Annotated in this window: 14 protein-coding genes, 1 tRNA gene and 1 pseudogene; 4 read left to right on the top strand and 12 right to left on the bottom strand. The window is 35.5% G+C overall.

Features of this window, described 5'->3' with window-relative positions; all coding sequences use genetic code 11:
- Nucleotides 1-31: 31 nt before the first annotated feature.
- Nucleotides 32-3,172: a bifunctional proline dehydrogenase/L-glutamate gamma-semialdehyde dehydrogenase PutA gene (gene putA, locus OPR28_RS02305; RefSeq protein WP_265023427.1), complete on the top strand. Its 3,141-nt coding sequence runs from the start codon at nt 32-34 to the stop codon at nt 3,170-3,172.
- A 141-nt stretch (nt 3,173-3,313) separates the two neighbouring features.
- Here putA and OPR28_RS02300 read toward each other — a convergent pair.
- From OPR28_RS02300 to OPR28_RS02260, 9 genes and pseudogenes are all read right to left on the bottom strand, one after another.
- Nucleotides 3,314-4,457 (bottom strand): annotated as a pseudogene (locus OPR28_RS02300) (transposase).
- Between the two features lie 114 nt (nt 4,458-4,571).
- Nucleotides 4,572-4,709: a hypothetical protein gene (locus OPR28_RS02295; RefSeq protein WP_265023426.1), complete on the bottom strand. Its 138-nt coding sequence runs from the start codon at nt 4,707-4,709 to the stop codon at nt 4,572-4,574.
- 14 nt (nt 4,710-4,723) lie between these two features.
- On the bottom strand, nt 4,724-5,068 hold the full coding sequence (locus tag OPR28_RS02290; protein ID WP_265023425.1) for a DMT family transporter: 345 nt from the start codon (nt 5,066-5,068) through the stop codon (nt 4,724-4,726).
- Between the two features lie 15 nt (nt 5,069-5,083).
- On the bottom strand, nt 5,084-5,398 hold the full coding sequence (locus OPR28_RS02285; protein WP_007548371.1) for a DMT family transporter: 315 nt from the start codon (nt 5,396-5,398) through the stop codon (nt 5,084-5,086).
- Between the two features lie 99 nt (nt 5,399-5,497).
- Complete coding sequence (locus tag OPR28_RS02280) at nt 5,498-6,604, bottom strand: D-alanyl-D-alanine carboxypeptidase family protein (protein ID WP_265023424.1); 1,107 nt, start codon at nt 6,602-6,604, stop codon at nt 5,498-5,500.
- A gap of 833 nt (nt 6,605-7,437) precedes the next feature.
- Nucleotides 7,438-8,196: a cell division protein FtsQ/DivIB gene (locus tag OPR28_RS02275; protein ID WP_265023423.1), complete on the bottom strand. Its 759-nt coding sequence runs from the start codon at nt 8,194-8,196 to the stop codon at nt 7,438-7,440.
- Nucleotides 8,177-9,130, bottom strand: a complete 954-nt coding sequence (locus tag OPR28_RS02270; RefSeq protein ID WP_265023422.1) for a D-alanine--D-alanine ligase — start codon at nt 9,128-9,130, stop codon at nt 8,177-8,179. Before OPR28_RS02270 ends, OPR28_RS02275 begins: the two co-directional genes overlap by 20 nt.
- 88 nt (nt 9,131-9,218) lie before the next feature.
- Nucleotides 9,219-10,004, bottom strand: coding sequence for a hypothetical protein (locus OPR28_RS02265; protein WP_265023421.1), 786 nt, complete (start codon nt 10,002-10,004; stop codon nt 9,219-9,221).
- Between the two features lie 193 nt (nt 10,005-10,197).
- Nucleotides 10,198-10,572: a ferredoxin family protein gene (locus OPR28_RS02260; RefSeq protein ID WP_077188509.1), complete on the bottom strand. Its 375-nt coding sequence runs from the start codon at nt 10,570-10,572 to the stop codon at nt 10,198-10,200.
- A gap of 61 nt (nt 10,573-10,633) precedes the next feature.
- Between OPR28_RS02260 and dprA the strand changes: the two genes are divergently transcribed.
- Nucleotides 10,634-11,722: a DNA-processing protein DprA gene (dprA, locus tag OPR28_RS02255; RefSeq protein WP_265023420.1), complete on the top strand. Its 1,089-nt coding sequence runs from the start codon at nt 10,634-10,636 to the stop codon at nt 11,720-11,722.
- Nucleotides 11,723-11,796: 74 nt separating this feature from the next.
- Here the strand turns inward: dprA and OPR28_RS02250 are convergent, their stop codons facing one another.
- Together OPR28_RS02250 and OPR28_RS02245 are read right to left on the bottom strand one after the other, a co-directional pair.
- A complete protein-coding gene (locus OPR28_RS02250; protein ID WP_265023419.1) occupies nt 11,797-12,525 on the bottom strand; it encodes a triosephosphate isomerase in 729 nt (242 codons plus the stop codon).
- A 24-nt stretch (nt 12,526-12,549) separates the two neighbouring features.
- A tRNA-Thr gene (locus OPR28_RS02245) sits at nt 12,550-12,622 on the bottom strand.
- A 78-nt stretch (nt 12,623-12,700) separates the two neighbouring features.
- Here OPR28_RS02245 and rsmA point away from each other — a divergent pair.
- Nucleotides 12,701-13,513: a 16S rRNA (adenine(1518)-N(6)/adenine(1519)-N(6))-dimethyltransferase RsmA gene (rsmA, locus tag OPR28_RS02240; protein ID WP_265023418.1), complete on the top strand. Its 813-nt coding sequence runs from the start codon at nt 12,701-12,703 to the stop codon at nt 13,511-13,513.
- Nucleotides 13,514-13,705: 192 nt separating this feature from the next.
- Here rsmA and OPR28_RS02235 read toward each other — a convergent pair whose 3' ends face one another.
- Nucleotides 13,706-13,843: a hypothetical protein gene (locus tag OPR28_RS02235; protein ID WP_265023417.1), complete on the bottom strand. Its 138-nt coding sequence runs from the start codon at nt 13,841-13,843 to the stop codon at nt 13,706-13,708.
- 228 nt (nt 13,844-14,071) lie between these two features.
- On the opposite strand from OPR28_RS02235, the gene guaB reads away from it, so the two are divergent.
- On the top strand, nt 14,072-15,565 hold the full coding sequence (gene guaB / locus OPR28_RS02230; RefSeq protein ID WP_006279746.1) for an IMP dehydrogenase: 1,494 nt from the start codon (nt 14,072-14,074) through the stop codon (nt 15,563-15,565).
- Nucleotides 15,566-15,588: the final 23 nt, after the last annotated feature.

Genomic DNA, 15,588 nt, shown 5'->3' with positions numbered 1-15,588 from the left:
GTGTCGGAGCATTTTTTGGAGGTAATTATATATGATAAGCTCTATACAAGAACCTAATGAACTCAGAAAACGTTTACAAGGATTTTATCGTACTGATGAAAAGAGTTATATACGTTATCTTGTAGAAAAAGCAGAGCTTTCGGCTGATTCAAAAAATAGAATTTATAATATTGCAAAACAAGTTATTGAAAAAATCAAACACAATAAATTAAGTATTGTAGATTCCTTTATGCAGCAATACTCGCTTTCCAATGATGAAGGAATAGCATTGATGTGCCTTGCTGAATCGCTACTTAGAATACCAGATGATTATACAATAGACGAGCTAATCAAAGATAAAATTGCCAATCAAGAATGGAGTAAATATTTAGGATATTCTTCTTCATTGTTCGTCAATGCTTCCACGTGGAGTTTAATGATAGGTAGCAGTATATTGAGAGATAATGAAGGCGATTCGAAGTTCTATTACGCAATTTCTAAGTTACTTAAGAATTTAGGAGAACCGATCATTCGCAAAGCAGTAAAACAAGCAATGTCTATGCTTGGTAATCATTTTGTTGTTGGAGAAACCATAGAAGAAGCTTTAAGGTATGCAAAACTAGATGACAATAGTAAGTTTTTATACTCTTTTGATATGCTTGGCGAAACTGCTCACACAGCTGAAGATGCAGAAGAGTATTTTAATTCATACATGCACTCAATAAAAGCTATAGGTGAATCCACTGAAATAAATGATTGTTTTAAATCGCATGGAGTTTCAATCAAATTGTCTGCGTTACATCCACGTTATGAATTTGGTCAATTCGATAATATAGCTGAAGAGTTGAGAGCTAAACTGCTAGAGCTTTGTCATGAAGCAAAAAAATACAACATTTCATTATGCATAGATGCAGAAGAAACAGAAAGGCTTGAAATGTCCTTAATCTTGTTTGAACAATTACGGCTTGATGAATCACTTTCTGAGTGGGAAGGGCTTGGCTTGGCTGTGCAAGCATATCAAAAGCGCGCTTTATCTGTTCTTGACTTTGTTGAAGATGTTGCTATCCGATCAAAGCACAAAATTATGGTGAGGCTTGTAAAAGGTGCATATTGGGATTCAGAAATCAAGCGTACGCAAGAATTGGGATTAAATGATTACTCAGTATTTACAAGAAAAAGCTATACTGACGTATCTTACCTCGTGTGCGCACAGAAACTTTTGAGTAAACCAAACAGCTTTTACCCATGCTTTGGAACTCATAACGTCTATACTTTTGCTTCTATCATGGAACTTGCTGATAAAAACCACCCTGGATTTGAATTTCAACGCTTACATGGAATGGCAAAAGACTTATATGATTATGCAATGTCAGAGCTTGCAACAAATGTTAGCTGTCGTGTCTACGCACCCGTTGGGGAACATAGTGACTTGTTGCCTTATCTTATAAGACGCCTTCTTGAAAATGGAGCTAATAGTTCGTTTGTTAATCAAATAAGTGATCCTAACGTTAAAATCGATGAGTTAATTTCAGATCCACTGGAAAAAGCTATAAATTTTAATTATGAACCTCATCCAGGCATTCCATTACCACAAGATATTTTGGGACCAGAAAGAAAAAATTCCTTGGGGATGGATATTAGTGATTCTGTGATAGTCTCACAATTTGCAGATGATATAAAGGGTTTTAGTGAAAAAAAGTGGCAAATTGGACCAATAATTGATGGAAAAGCACTATTTGATAATGCTGAATTTATCGAAGTAGTGAATCCTGCACATTTGGAAAATGTAATTGGAGAAGTGTCAAGTGCAACAAGCGATCAAGCTTTAAACGCTCTTGAAATAGCACACAGTGCTTTTGCTAAGTGGCAGAATGTTTCAGCAGAAGAGCGCGCTAAATGCCTTGAAAAAGCTGCAGATTTGCTTGAGGAAAGGATGAAAGAGTTAATTTACATTCTGATTGTGGAAGCAGGAAAAATTTTATCCGATGCAATAGCAGAAGTAAGAGAGGCAATCGACTTTCTGCGTTATTATGCAATGATAGCAAAAAATGAACTGAGCGACTGGAAAAAATTGCCGGGCCCAACAGGTGAAGATAACTTCATCTTTTTTGAAGGCAGAGGAGTTTTCTTATGCATATCACCGTGGAATTTTCCGCTCGCTATCTTCATTGGGCAGGTCTCAGCTGCACTTGCAGCAGGTAATGCAGTGCTGGCAAAACCGGCAGAGCAAACGCCGATTATTGCCTACGAAGCTGTTAAGATACTACATGAAGCTGGGATACCAAAGAATGTGTTACACCTCATTCCTGGGGATGGTGGATATTTAGGCAAAATATTAGTTCCAGACAATAGAATTGCCGGAGTAGCTTTTACTGGCTCAACACAAACTGCTCAAATAATCAATAAAATGCTTGCAAATAGGGATGGTCCTATTGTGCCACTTATTGCTGAAACAGGAGGGCTCAATGCTATGATAGTTGATAGCTCTGCTCTTTTAGAGCAAGTGGCTATGGATGCTTTGCTTTCTGCGTTTCGTAGCAGTGGTCAACGCTGTTCTGCACTTAGAGTGCTGTTTATTCAAGAGGACATAGCAGAGAAGCAGATAAAAATGATATGCGGTGCAGCGCAAGAACTCAAGATTGGTGACCCAATACAACTTAGTACTGATATTGGTCCAATAATTGACAAAGCATCTATCGATATGCTAACTCAACATACGCAAAAAATGTCAGAGGACGAAGATTCAAATCTGTTATTTAAAGTACCCATGGATACAAATTCTCATAATGGTTATTTCTTTCCTCCATATATTTATGAAATACAAAAAATTTCGCAATTAAAGCAAGAAGTATTTGGTCCTATTTTACATATCATACGTTTTAACAAGTCACAATTAAATGAAGTTATAAGTGATATAAATAGTACTGGATATGGACTCACGTTTTCTTTGCAGAGTCGTATACAAAGTCAAATTGATACTATAAGTAAAAAAATATCAGTTGGAAATGTCTACATCAACCGTAACCAGATAGGTGCAGCAGTTGGGATACAACCATTTGGTGGTAGAGGACTATCTGGCACTGGGCCAAAAGCTGGTGGTCCTCATTATTTACAGCGTTTTTCTACAGAAAAAGTTGTAAGTGTTAACACTACAGCATTTGGTGGTAACACTACACTTATGTGTTTGGATTAATTTGCGGGCCCTAATTTTTCTTACCCCTAAACTAGACGTTCGTGCAGTTATGTACACAGCGCTAAAATCCGAAAAGGACCAGCTCATGCACTGAAATAAATCGTATCCGTTCAGCCAATGGCGTCAACTTAAGAACTTTCATTAGCAAACTCTCCTAAAGACATGATGGCGTTTAGGCTTATCTACTTTATTGCGGCTGTCCCGGTCGGATTTTAACTTTAGCGCGTATACTTAAAAAGGGCTTGAAAGTTTTTTGGCGCAATAAGTACCTGATAGAGTTTCTGCCTCATTACACCAAATAAAACTGAAAAATTTAAACGATACTCAGTAATTTGATCTGGGTTCCAAGGCCCTTGTGCATCACACATATGAAGCGATAATATATTGCACATGACCAAGTTTGCCCAAAATTCTTGTAATACAGCCTCTCCAGAAAAATTCTCTAACTCTGCTCCTACTTTGAGTCGTTTATAGCACTCCTCTATGTGTCACCTTAACACATAAGCTTTGCTCCAAAGTCTCGGTCAAAAACTCTGTTTCTCAGTTGGCTAATGTCAGCACTATAACTCTTACTTTCTGTCCTTTCATTTTATTTTTTAGCTTTTCATTTTCTAATATAAAATCAAAATCTAATGCGCCAGCGTTCCCATAGCTTACTATAATTTCTTTTTTGCAAGCGAAAAATAAAATCTACTTCCAAATCATAATGCTGCTGAATGAATTTTACTGAAGACGATCATAGATAAATAATAATTTCTCTTGATTTAATAAACGCATTTGAGTGATAACTTCGGGTAATTGCTCTGCCGCCAACGTTTGTTCACCTATATTCCAAGCTGCAAGACGAGCACTGCAAATCAACGAAGTACACAAATCAACAAACAAATTGCCAATGGTGCCTGTTGTTCCATTTGGTTCAAACTCGGATACAATTTCCCCAGAGCTGGGTAATCTCATACCAGAACCATCTGCTGCAATAAGTCTATAGCCTCTCCAACTCAGGTTCATCCTGATAGGCTGTTTGGATGCTTAAATTCTTGAAAGCCTGTATGGCAAATCTTATATCTTGCTTTAGAAAAAGCTTGCTTTGAGGGTACATGTCAATGGCTCCATAAGTTCACATTCTATTCCCAAACTTTTTTTAACTAACTTTAAAATCATAGAAAATACTGTCGAAAAAGGAAGTTTTCTTGTTCGTGTAAAACTCAACACAATGGATTTTCTGAAAAGTTTTCGAGTATATTGCATTTTTAATTTGTAAGATAAGATCTTTTCCTTTTTGCATGCCTCACCTAAAAAAGACACATTTTAAACTTTTTTGTTGCAATAAAATAGAAACAAAAGTGCTGTCCCTTGCACTCTTTGGATAATTTAATGATAAAAAATTTAGAGAGAAATTTTATACACTATCGCTGATATTTTTCCTTAAGTTGACGCCATTGTGTGAACGGTTACGGTTTCCCGTCTTCACCATGCTATATAGAAAAAAGTCTGGATTCCAATTTGCATGACAATATGGAGTATCTGCTTCTTTCATCCCAGTGGGATCTTTTATTCCATTTTATCAACAGTTTGTTTTGCAGTATCAAACAATTTTAATCCTATAATCCCGAATGTAACTAAAATAAAGCATATTACTTCGAATAAATTAACTGGTTCATCAAATAGGTAAACTCCAAGTATCGAAGCTCCTATAGCGCCCACTCCAGTCCAAATTGCATAGCATACTCCGATAGGTATAGAACGTGTAGCGAGCGAAAGTAAATATGTACTAAGAGCCATGGAGAGTATGCTAATTATTGATGGTACGAGATGAGTAAATCCACAACTATGCTTAAGTGTTATGACCCAGAACACTTCAATTAGTGACGATAAGAGTAAATATATCCAATTCATGCATAAACTTTAGGTTTAAATAGAGAGCTTTAGCCCTATGGTTCCTATTACAATTAAAACGATACATAAAACTTGAGATAAATTAATATTCTCTGTGAAAGTGGTTGCACCAATTATAGTTATTCCAATTGTGCATATTCCAGAGGAAACTGCATAGCATACTCTAATAGGTAGAAAGCATGCTGCAAGAGATAAAAAATAAATGCTAATGATCATAATTACCAATGTTGCAATCGAAGGCACAACCTTAGTAAAACTGTTACTAAACTTTAGCGTTACAGCCCACAGTATCTCCAGGATACTAGACAGCAACAAATATAACCAGCACATTTTCGTAACATTTTAAACTCGTATTGTAACAGAAATTGTTAGCTAAGGCTATACTAAAGTGCAATAGGTCTCTCTTTCGAAATTGCTTTAATATCAAACTTAAAACAACATCCTAAAAAACTTTTCTACGAAATTCAATTCCTGCACGTCATTTGCTGCATAAAGTGGTGTAGTTTGTTGCTCAATACCTGGTATTTCTACAAAAACTTTGCCCACTTCTTGACCTTTTTTAATGGGTGCAGGTATCATATCTTTATATTCAATACGCACCTTAATTTGGTCATGCAATTTGCAGTTGTAAGTTATGGTAACATCGTTTGCAACTGTAATAGGCACTTTTCTATCTTTTCCATAGAGAACATTTACTTCCTCAACTACGCTGTCTTTAACGAGTATTTTCTTAGTGTTAAAATGATTTAAGGAGTATTGTATCAATCTTTTTGCTTCTTCTATTCGCTCTTTCTCAGTGTTTAAACCATTTACGACAGCAAAAATTCTCCTATCATTTCGTTTTGCAGATGCTACAATGCCGTAACCACCAGCATTTGTATAACCGGTTTTTAAGCCATCAACCCCAATATCGTGAAAAAGTAGAAGATTTTTATTCTTTTGTACAATTTCATTATATGTCAAATATTGTTCGGAAAATAAATCATAATATTCAGGAAAATCAGTGAAAATCCTTTTTGCCAGCATTACCAAGTCTTTTGCGTTCATAAAATGATCTTCATCTGGCCACCCGCTTGAGTTGACAAAATGACTGTCATTCAGATTCAAATTTTGTGCAACTTCATTCATTTCAGCCACAAAATTCTCTTCTGATCCTGCAATGCCCTCGGCTAGTGTTATGCAGGCATCATTGCCTGAGACTATTGTAATTCCTTCAAGTAATTCCCTCACCGTAACGGATTGACCTTCTTTCAAAAACATAGAAGAGCCTCTCCTTTCCCACGCTTTTCTACTTACTCGAAATTTATCCTCCATGTGTATTATTCCAGCTTTTAGATAATCGAAGGCTATATATAAAGTCATTAGCTTGCTCATTGAAGATGGGGCCATTTTTTCATCAGAATTATGGTCAAAAATGAATGAGTCTGAAGCTAAATCTAAGGCTACTGCTTGCTTTGCTTTGGTTCTAAACTGGTATGAGTATGAAGAAAAAGGAAGTATAAAAACTAATAGCAAAATTACCAATCTGCTTAACATATCTATAATTTTAAATTTATAGTGTACTAATTAATAGTATAATTTTACAGGGGCATTTCAATAGATCTCTTGCATAAAAATTCCTTGACAAACCTCGCCAGCCCCCTTATCATGAAACTGAAGCTATTTATTTATCTTCTCTGTACAGATTAAATGACAAAAAAACTCACGTATCTGGCGTCTCATGTTTAATTTTTTGCACTATGTGCACCTTATGTCTTTATAAAATTTCTAGGTTTTTACCTAATATAAGCTAAAATGCGCTTATAAAGCATTTAAAACATAAAAAAACGCCAACTTAAAAAATGGATAGTGAATAACTAGCTACCCTAGGGTTTCTTTTGCCTTTTTTTCTGTTTAGTAAATTTCTTAAACATTTATGACTAAAGGTTAGTTGCATTAAAAAGCAGCTAAATTGCGGTTATTAAGCGTTTAGAATAAAAAAACGCCATACTTGAAAGTATAATGTAAGTAATTAGCCAACCACGGGGCTTCTTTTGCCTTTTTTTTTGTTTGGTAAATTTCTTAAATATTTATAGCTAAACGACAACCGTCATCCCGCTACGTATTAGCGGGATCTCTTGTTAGCGGCTGAGATACCGCGAATGAATCGCGGTATGACGGTTCGTGACGGTATGACGGTTCGCGGTGACATGACGATAACCTCGTCATCCCGCTACGTGTTAGCGGGATCTATGTTAAGGTATGGCGGTTAAATAAGGGATCTATGTTAAGAGATACCGCGAATGAATCGCGGTATGACGGTTCGCGGCGGGATTCCAGTGTCTGGGCACTGGGATGACAGGAAAAGGGGCTACTTGGATGACAGCAGATCACCTCTTCACAAAGATTTTATCAGTAATACGCATATCAATAATACTCCAATCGCTGAAAGTAAAATCAGTTGTATTGTGTAAGTGGTTTAAATAGTCCCATGCACTATAAGGGTTATCTTCAGGCAGTTTTACTGTGGAATCGTTATCAAGTATGATATTCCATCTTCTATTCCCTATATAAGCAAAAGAAGAAATGTGGTCACTTAATTGAGTTTTACTCTCTAACACATCTTTAACAAATTCTAGGTTTGATAATGAGTTTTGTCCTGTAATTACAACAAGATCATCTATTAAATAGTCATCTACGATCACTTTACCTTCGAAATCAATTACCGAAGTTTTGTTATTATCTTTCCAGAGAGCAAACGGTTTATGCTCATCTATATTAATGTGTAGAGTATTGGGCAAAATTCTGTGAACTCTTACGTGTTTTATCCATCTGCTTACGGATTGTATGTTACCGGCAAGTTTTGAAAGTGATATATACAGGATAGGTTGCGTTCTATCTGTCAAACTTAGAATATCCTTTTTGTTTGTAAATTTATTGCCGCTCACGACTACTTCGTCGATTGAAAATCCACTACTGAGTAATAAACTAGATAGGCAGTCATTATACCAAGTAAAGTAGTAATTAAATCGATTTATTATTTTATCAAGTGAGCTGTAAAGTATTAGCGTAAGAAAAAGTGCTGTGATAATAACCAAGGCACACTTACGCAAAAAACTCCTTTGGCTTCTAGTAATACTGCTCAACATGACTTAAATCCCTAATATTTTTGTGCTGCAAACTATCTTCAATAATAATTTTAACTAATTCATTAAAATTGATTCCTTTTGCCAATTTTGCAATTTCTGGCACTAACGATAACTCAGTAAAGCCAGGATGTGTATTAATCTCAAGCATTTTTAAAGTGTTATTTTTGGGATTATAACGGAAATCTGAGCGGGAAATAGTTTTGCATCCTAAAAATTGATGAACTTTCAGTGCGTGTTCCAAGGTCATTTTATATATATTGTTAGGAATTTCAGCAGGAAATATATGTTCTGCAAATCCATCTGTATACTTTGCTTCATAATCATAGAATTTATTTTTTGGTCGTACTTCTATAGTGCCAATTGCTTCATCCAGCAATACAGCAGTATGTAACTCTATGCCCGGTATGTATTCTTCTACGATCATCTTTTCCATTATAGTAGAACTATTATCTTTCAGTTCTAAGTAATCCTCGTGCGAGAAAATTATGTACACTCCAATACTTGAACCTTCATTAATTGGTTTTAAGACGTACGGATAATCGATTTTAATATTATTTTTTAGTACATCTTCTCGGCTAATTACATAACCTTTTGGAGTATCAATACTAAGGGACCGGAATATATGCTTTGACATTGCCTTGTTCATAGCAACAGCCGAAGCCATAACTCCTGAGTGTGTATATTTTATACCTAAGATTTCCAATAAACCTTGAATGCAGCCATCTTCACCATAAGGTCCATGCAGAGCGATAAAAGCAAGGCCCGAATTAATTTTTCTAAGCTTTTCAGCAATGTTGCTGTCAACATCTATTTCTATTGCATTATATGAAAGGCTATCGAGCGCCTTCTTTACTGCTTTTCCGCTCATAAGCGATATTTCTCTCTCACAAGAAAACCCACCACTTAAAATTGCTATAGTTGGAACCATAAGCATTCTATGTTTTACTATATAGCATATATAATGGTTACATTAAGCTTATTAAATACCTACTTTGGCTAACTATAAGACCTTCTTACTTTCTTCAAGCACTTTTTTTATCCACTTCAAATAGCGTGCTCGGCAACGGTAGTGGCGTGTTTGCTGCACCTTTATACTGTTCACAGATAAGCTTTTCTAAATCCTCAGCAGATTGTTCTTTTGCTTCTTCTTTTTTCACTACTCCACTAGTTACTAAATCAATTAAGGCTGTAGTGTGTATTATCATTCGATTATTTAGCTCAAATATCTTTTTTGTATCAAGTGAGGGGTTTCTAATTAAGGCAGATAGTGCATGCATATATTTGTCTATATCAGAAAGACTTTTGTTTGTATCATAGTTGCTAACTAATATATATTCCTTCAAACGCTCAATTTCTTCTGGAGTAAACTTGTAAACTTCATCAAGTTTCCTTATTAAAGATATAGTAAGTATTCTACTTAAAACTCTTAATTCTCTAATAAATTGTACTCCTTCTCCTTCAGGATAAGACATTTCTTCTTTTTTATATTTCTTAAATAATTCTTGATCATAAGACTTTCTGAGATCTGACATCATTGCCAATGCTAACTCTTTTGAACCTAGCTTAAAAACTTCGTTGAAGCTGCTTGCGTTGGCATCTTGTGCACCGCCTGCAGTAATTCCACAACTCCAAGAAATCTTTTCAAACAAGCTATGATACTCTTTTATCATCTCTTCCAGCAATATTTTAATATCATCTTCGGTTAACTCTACTGTTGATAATAGATCACATGCTTTTTCAAGATTACCGTTCGCTTGAAAAAGTAACCCTTCAATCTTTTTAATGGTTTCTCTTTTATTTATACTCATAACTTACCCCCAAGATTTAATGCTAACAGCTAGTTTTATAATCAAATATTTCAAAAGTCAATAAGCCTTTTTCCTTAATCCTTAAATTAATCGATACTAATTTATCAGCATAACAACTTAGATAACGCAACTATTTTCAGCAACCAAAAACAACAACCCTGAAATACAAAAAGTTTCTTTTCCTTCAGTAGCATTATTCTAAATTTTCATCAAAATAAGCTGTTTTATCCTTTTTTTCCTTATACTCTTCTGCGGTATAGAGGGGTTGCTTCTTAGCTGTGATATTTGGCCATTTTTGTGAGTATTCTACGTTTATGTTGTAAAATGATTTGAAGATTTTTTGTTCACTGTTCAGTAACTCTTCATCTAGTTCTAAAATATCTTTTATGGAATCATCAGTTACAATTGCATCCACTGGACACTCAGGTATGCACACTCCGCAATCAATACATTCATCTGGGTTAATCACGAGCATGTTTTTACCTTCATAGAAGCAGTCAACGGGACATACTTCCACACAGTCCGTATATTTACATTTTATGCATTTATCTGTAACAAAATGCGTCATAAAACACTGTATATTTGCATTATCTTGGGTACACTAAATTGATAAGAAATTCAAGCCTTTTATGAAGATAAATAAATTGAACAACAAAGAATTAGAAGTATGGTTAAGCTTGGCTAGAACTATAGGACCAACAAAGTTTTTTAGTATACTAAGAACACATGGATCGCTAGATGAGGTGTTGAAATATCTCAATAGGGTGGCTAATAATAAGGTGTATGGCATTCAAGATGCACGAGAAGAAATCAATAATGCAGAAAGAATTGGAGCTAAAATTATACCCGCATGTGACCCAGATTACCCTGATCTTTTAAGAAATATCTCTAGTTGTCCTCCTGTAATAACTGCGCTTGGTGATATATCATTATTAAGCCGTGAGATAATTGCAATAATCGGTGGGCGTAACTCTTCAATGAATGGAAGAAATTTTGCCAATAAGTTGGCACTTGATTTAAGCGAAGCTGGTTTTGTTATCGTTTCTGGACTTGCAAAAGGAATCGATACTGCAGCAAACAGTGTAATATACAAAAATCATCCCACTATTGCTGTTACAGCAAGCGGAATTGATGTGGTGTATCCAAAAGAGAATTTTGATCTATACAAAAAAATCACTGGGAACGGTGGGTTAGTAATTACTGAGCTTCCATTTGCTACTAAACCAAAGCCTCAATATTTTCCTCAAAGGAATCGAATTATATCTGGCCTATCGCTAGGTGTTGCAGTGATTGAAGCATCGAAACGTTCTGGCTCTCTAATAACAGCAGATTTTGCTTTAAATCAAGGGAGAGAGGTGTTTGCAGTTTCTGGTTTCCCTTTAGATTCACGCTGTAGTGGTAGTAATTATTTAATTAAAAACGGTGCTAAGCTTATCGAATCCGCTGATGACATAATAGAGAGTATTAGGTTTAGTTTACCTCCGCAGCAAAAAAACCTATTTGATGTTGAGCACCATTTTGTTAACCAAAAACAAGAAAAATTACAACAGGCAAAATCTGTTATAGTTGATCATATTAACTCTGTACCTGTTGATATAGATGAACTTATATTAGCAAGCGGACTTTCTACCAACATAGCTCTAATGGCTCTTTTAGAACTAGAGTTGGAAAACAAAATAGAGCGTTCACCGGGGAATAAAATATCGTTAATTTTCTAGATTACTTTAGCTATACTAGATGTTCGTACAGATATATGCTTGACACTGGAATGATGACATTTATCATAGGATTCTTAGTTGCTGATTTTAGAATTGATAAGAGAAAACTTTTTTTCAACTTGTTGTATAATTTTATAAAAGTGATCGAAATCTAAGCTTGCACTGCCAATTAAAACTCCTGATAAATTTGAGATACTGAGCAAATTTTCTATATTTTCTGAACTGACTGAACCACCATATATAATGTGTTTTTTACCAGTACACAATTTTATTACCTCTATCACCTCAGTAATTGCATCATTATTTGGCACATGACCTGTGCCTATTGCCCATATTGGCTCATATGCTACGGTATATTCACCGTGTGTTGGCAAGCGGTTTTTACATTGATATTCTATTACTTCTTTTGTTTTTTCATTCTTATAATCTTCTGAATTTTCACCTACACAGATAATTGGGTGTAAGCCTGATTCTATTGCTATTTCCGACTTAAGTTTTATTTCACTATCTTTTTCATTAGCCCTTTCAGAATGCCCAAGTATTACGTAAGTACACCCTAGTTCTTTTAACATTTCTGCGCTAATTTCACCTGTGTAAGAACCGAACTTTTTATGATGGCAATTCTGTGCTCCTATATTAATATTATTGTTCAACTCTATACTGCTTGGAAATGACGTAAAAGGAGGGCAAATTACTAATTTAGAGGTAATTTCGTTGCTCTTGTTGTTAAGTTTGCCTATAAAGTCAACAAATGAAGAACGCATTCCATTCATTTTCCAATTTGCTACTATTAAAAAGGACATCAACTTTACTTATATAGGCAAGAGTGCCGGCTGTCGGACTTGAACTGACAACCTACTGATTACAAGTCAGTTGCTCTACCAATTGAGCTAAGCCGGCGTTAAACACATTAATAATATACAATTATCAATGAATTTTAGTCAACTAATTTTTAAAATACTGTATAATGAAAATAATATGAAAAAATTTTTACTGAAGCCAAAAAAGAGTCTAGGGCAAAATTTTATTTTATCGAGTGAGATAACAAAAAAAATCGTCGCTTTAGCTGGTAGTCTGGAAAATTTTAATGTCATTGAAATTGGTCCTGGATATGGTGCATTAACAAGAGAAATATTGGTGCATAATCCAAAGTCTCTACTTTCTATAGAAAAAGATAGAGATTTAGTAAAACACCATGACCAACTGCTAAATGAGCATCAAGGAAAGTATAGAATTATAGAAGCGGATGCACTGCATGTTACAGAAGAAGAGCTGATAGAGCGCCCAGTTAAAGTTATTGCTAACTTGCCTTACAATATCTCGGTAGTGTTATTTTTAAAGTGGTTAAATAATATAAAATTTTTTACGAACTTGACATTAATGTTTCAAAAAGAGGTAGCAGATCGCATTACGGCAAGACCCAATTCTAAAGATTATGGTTCCTTATCAGTGCTAAGCCAGTTACTATGTGATATAAAAAAGGGATTTGATATTGAACCTAAAGAGTTTTTTCCAAGACCAAAAATACATTCTTCAGTAATTACAGTAAATCCTTTGCCTATCCCAAAATTTGCAGTAAATTTGGAAACCTTAACAAGATTAACACGTGCTGTTTTTTCTCAAAGAAGAAAGATGCTGAGAAATAGCTTGCAAAATATAACGAACCACGCTGAAACTGTCCTTGAAAACGCTAAATTGAGTGGAAATGAACGTCCAGAAAACTTAACTATTGAGCAGTTCTGTTTGCTGGCAAATAATGTAGAATGCTTATTGTGCAATAAAATATATTAGCAGCTATATATTCTGGTATCTCTTCTATCCCCTAAAAACAGTGAGAGCTATACGACAGAGCCACACCGGCTTCTATAGCTCCGCTTCTGTCATCCTATGGCTTACTGTACGAACATTGCAATATGGCACATAGTAAACGATGTCATTCCAGTCTGGAATCCAGCTTTTTCATAATCATTAAAACGTTGTATTTTAACATAAAACGGCTACTTTTATACTTAATAAAATTCTTGGATCCCAGTGTCTGGGCACTGGGATGACATCATAGGGACACTGGAATGACATCATAGGAGGCTTGGATGACACCTTAACGATTTGAAGAACCGTCATCCCGCTGCTTGTTAGCGGGATCTAGAGATACCGCGAATGAATCGTGGTATGACGTAGGGAAACCTTTCTTGGGTTAGCTATAGAATGCTTATTCTGCAATAAAATGTATTAGCAACCATATAGCTTTTCTATCTCCTAAAAACAGTTAGAGCTATACAATTAAAGGCTCCTAGCTAATTTTGCCTATTGCAATTTAATTAATTGGCGTATAAGCTTTAAATAAAGCCTATGAAAAAAATGGAAGCTTGTTATTCGTTTGACGATATACTTCTTTTGCCAGCCTATTCTAATATATTGCCTTGCGATGCAGATACAAAAACTTATTTAACAAATAGTATAGAACTAAATATCCCTCTCATATCCTCTGCAATGGATACTGTTACTGAATCGGGCTTTGCAATAGCTATTGCCCAACATGGAGGGATAGGTTGCATACATAAGAATTTATCAATAGATGAACAAGTTTTAGAAGTAAGAAGGGTGAAAAAATATGAAAGTTGGATCGTGTATAACCCAATTACGATTTCACCGGATAAAACAGTTGCGGAAGCAATTTCATTAATGAGAGAGCACAATTATTCTGGCATTCCTGTAGTCGATCAACGCAAGTTAGTTGGAATTTTAACTAACCGAGATGTGAGATTTATTGAAGACCAGAACATGAATGTAAAAGTTTCCGAAGTGATGACAAAAGATAAGTTAGTGACAGTGCGGGAGCAGGGAGTGAATAGTGCCTCAGCAATGAAATTGTTGCATGAAAATAGAATAGAAAAGCTTTTGGTCGTAGATGAAAATTCTTGTTGTATAGGTTTAATTACGGTTAAAGACATTGAAAAATACAATAGATACCCAAATTCATGTAAAGACAGTAAAGGGCGTCTCAGAGTTGCCGCTGCAATTGGCACTGGTAAAAAAGATGGTATAGACAGATGTGAAGCTTTGATCGGAGAAGAAGTTGATGTAGTTGTTGTGGATACTGCTCACGGTCATTCCGAAAACGTTATCAATACCATTAGGGAAATAAAAAAGATGTATCCTAATACGCAATTAATTGGCGGAAACATTGCAACAAAGGAGGCTGCTGAAGCGTTGATTGATGCGGGTGTTGATGCAGTGAAGGTCGGAATAGGACCAGGATCAATCTGTACAACCAGAATAGTTACAGGTGTTGGTGTGCCACAATTCTCTGCAATCAAGAATGTTGCAGAGGCGTGTAGAGCAAGAAACGTCAGACTAATTGCTGATGGTGGGGTAAAATACTCAGGAGATGTTGCAAAAGCTATTGCAGCTGGTGCTGACTCTGTGATGATTGGTTCGATTTTTGCTGGCACTGACGAAAGCCCAGGTGAGATTATCATGTATAAGGGCAGAGCATATAAAGGCTATCGAGGAATGGGATCTATTAGTGCAATGAAACGAGGTTCAGCTAGCCGTTATTTTCAAGATAAAGATTCAAAACTAAAATTAGTTCCACAAGGAGTGGAAGGAAGAGTTCCATTCAAAGGTCCAGCTTCAGGAGTAATCCATCAATTGATTGGCGGATTGCAAGCTGCAATGGGGTATACTGGTAATAGGAATATAGAAGAGATGAAAAAAAATTGTAAATTTGTTACTATTACTGCATCAGGATTAAGAGAGAGTCACGCTCATGATATAGTCATTACACAAGAAGCTCCAAATTATGCTTATCAAGCGTCCAATTTGTCAACCGATTCGGAGTAGTCCAGAAAAAGTAGAGAGAAAGT

Source organism: Wolbachia endosymbiont (group A) of Epistrophe grossularia, assembly GCF_947251435.1.
Classification (GTDB): domain Bacteria; phylum Pseudomonadota; class Alphaproteobacteria; order Rickettsiales; family Anaplasmataceae; genus Wolbachia; species Wolbachia pipientis.
Note: the sequence above shows the minus strand (reverse complement) of the source record. Positions and strands in the feature narration are given on the sequence as shown.

Coding starts and splice junctions, on each gene's coding strand:
- putA (WP_265023427.1), top strand. CDS start 32: ATGATAAGCTCTATACAAGAACCTAATGAACTCAGAAAACGTTTACAA.
- OPR28_RS02295 (WP_265023426.1), bottom strand. CDS start 4,709: ATGAAAGAAGCAGATACTCCATATTGTCATGCAAATTGGAATCCAGAC.
- OPR28_RS02290 (WP_265023425.1), bottom strand. CDS start 5,068: ATGAATTGGATATATTTACTCTTATCGTCACTAATTGAAGTGTTCTGG.
- OPR28_RS02285 (WP_007548371.1), bottom strand. CDS start 5,398: ATGTGCTGGTTATATTTGTTGCTGTCTAGTATCCTGGAGATACTGTGG.
- OPR28_RS02280 (WP_265023424.1), bottom strand. CDS start 6,604: ATGTTAAGCAGATTGGTAATTTTGCTATTAGTTTTTATACTTCCTTTT.
- OPR28_RS02275 (WP_265023423.1), bottom strand. CDS start 8,196: ATGTTGAGCAGTATTACTAGAAGCCAAAGGAGTTTTTTGCGTAAGTGT.
- OPR28_RS02270 (WP_265023422.1), bottom strand. CDS start 9,130: ATGCTTATGGTTCCAACTATAGCAATTTTAAGTGGTGGGTTTTCTTGT.
- OPR28_RS02265 (WP_265023421.1), bottom strand. CDS start 10,004: ATGAGTATAAATAAAAGAGAAACCATTAAAAAGATTGAAGGGTTACTT.
- OPR28_RS02260 (WP_077188509.1), bottom strand. CDS start 10,572: ATGACGCATTTTGTTACAGATAAATGCATAAAATGTAAATATACGGAC.
- dprA (WP_265023420.1), top strand. CDS start 10,634: ATGAAGATAAATAAATTGAACAACAAAGAATTAGAAGTATGGTTAAGC.
- OPR28_RS02250 (WP_265023419.1), bottom strand. CDS start 12,525: ATGTCCTTTTTAATAGTAGCAAATTGGAAAATGAATGGAATGCGTTCT.
- rsmA (WP_265023418.1), top strand. CDS start 12,701: ATGAAAAAATTTTTACTGAAGCCAAAAAAGAGTCTAGGGCAAAATTTT.
- OPR28_RS02235 (WP_265023417.1), bottom strand. CDS start 13,843: ATGACGGTTCTTCAAATCGTTAAGGTGTCATCCAAGCCTCCTATGATG.
- guaB (WP_006279746.1), top strand. CDS start 14,072: ATGAAAAAAATGGAAGCTTGTTATTCGTTTGACGATATACTTCTTTTG.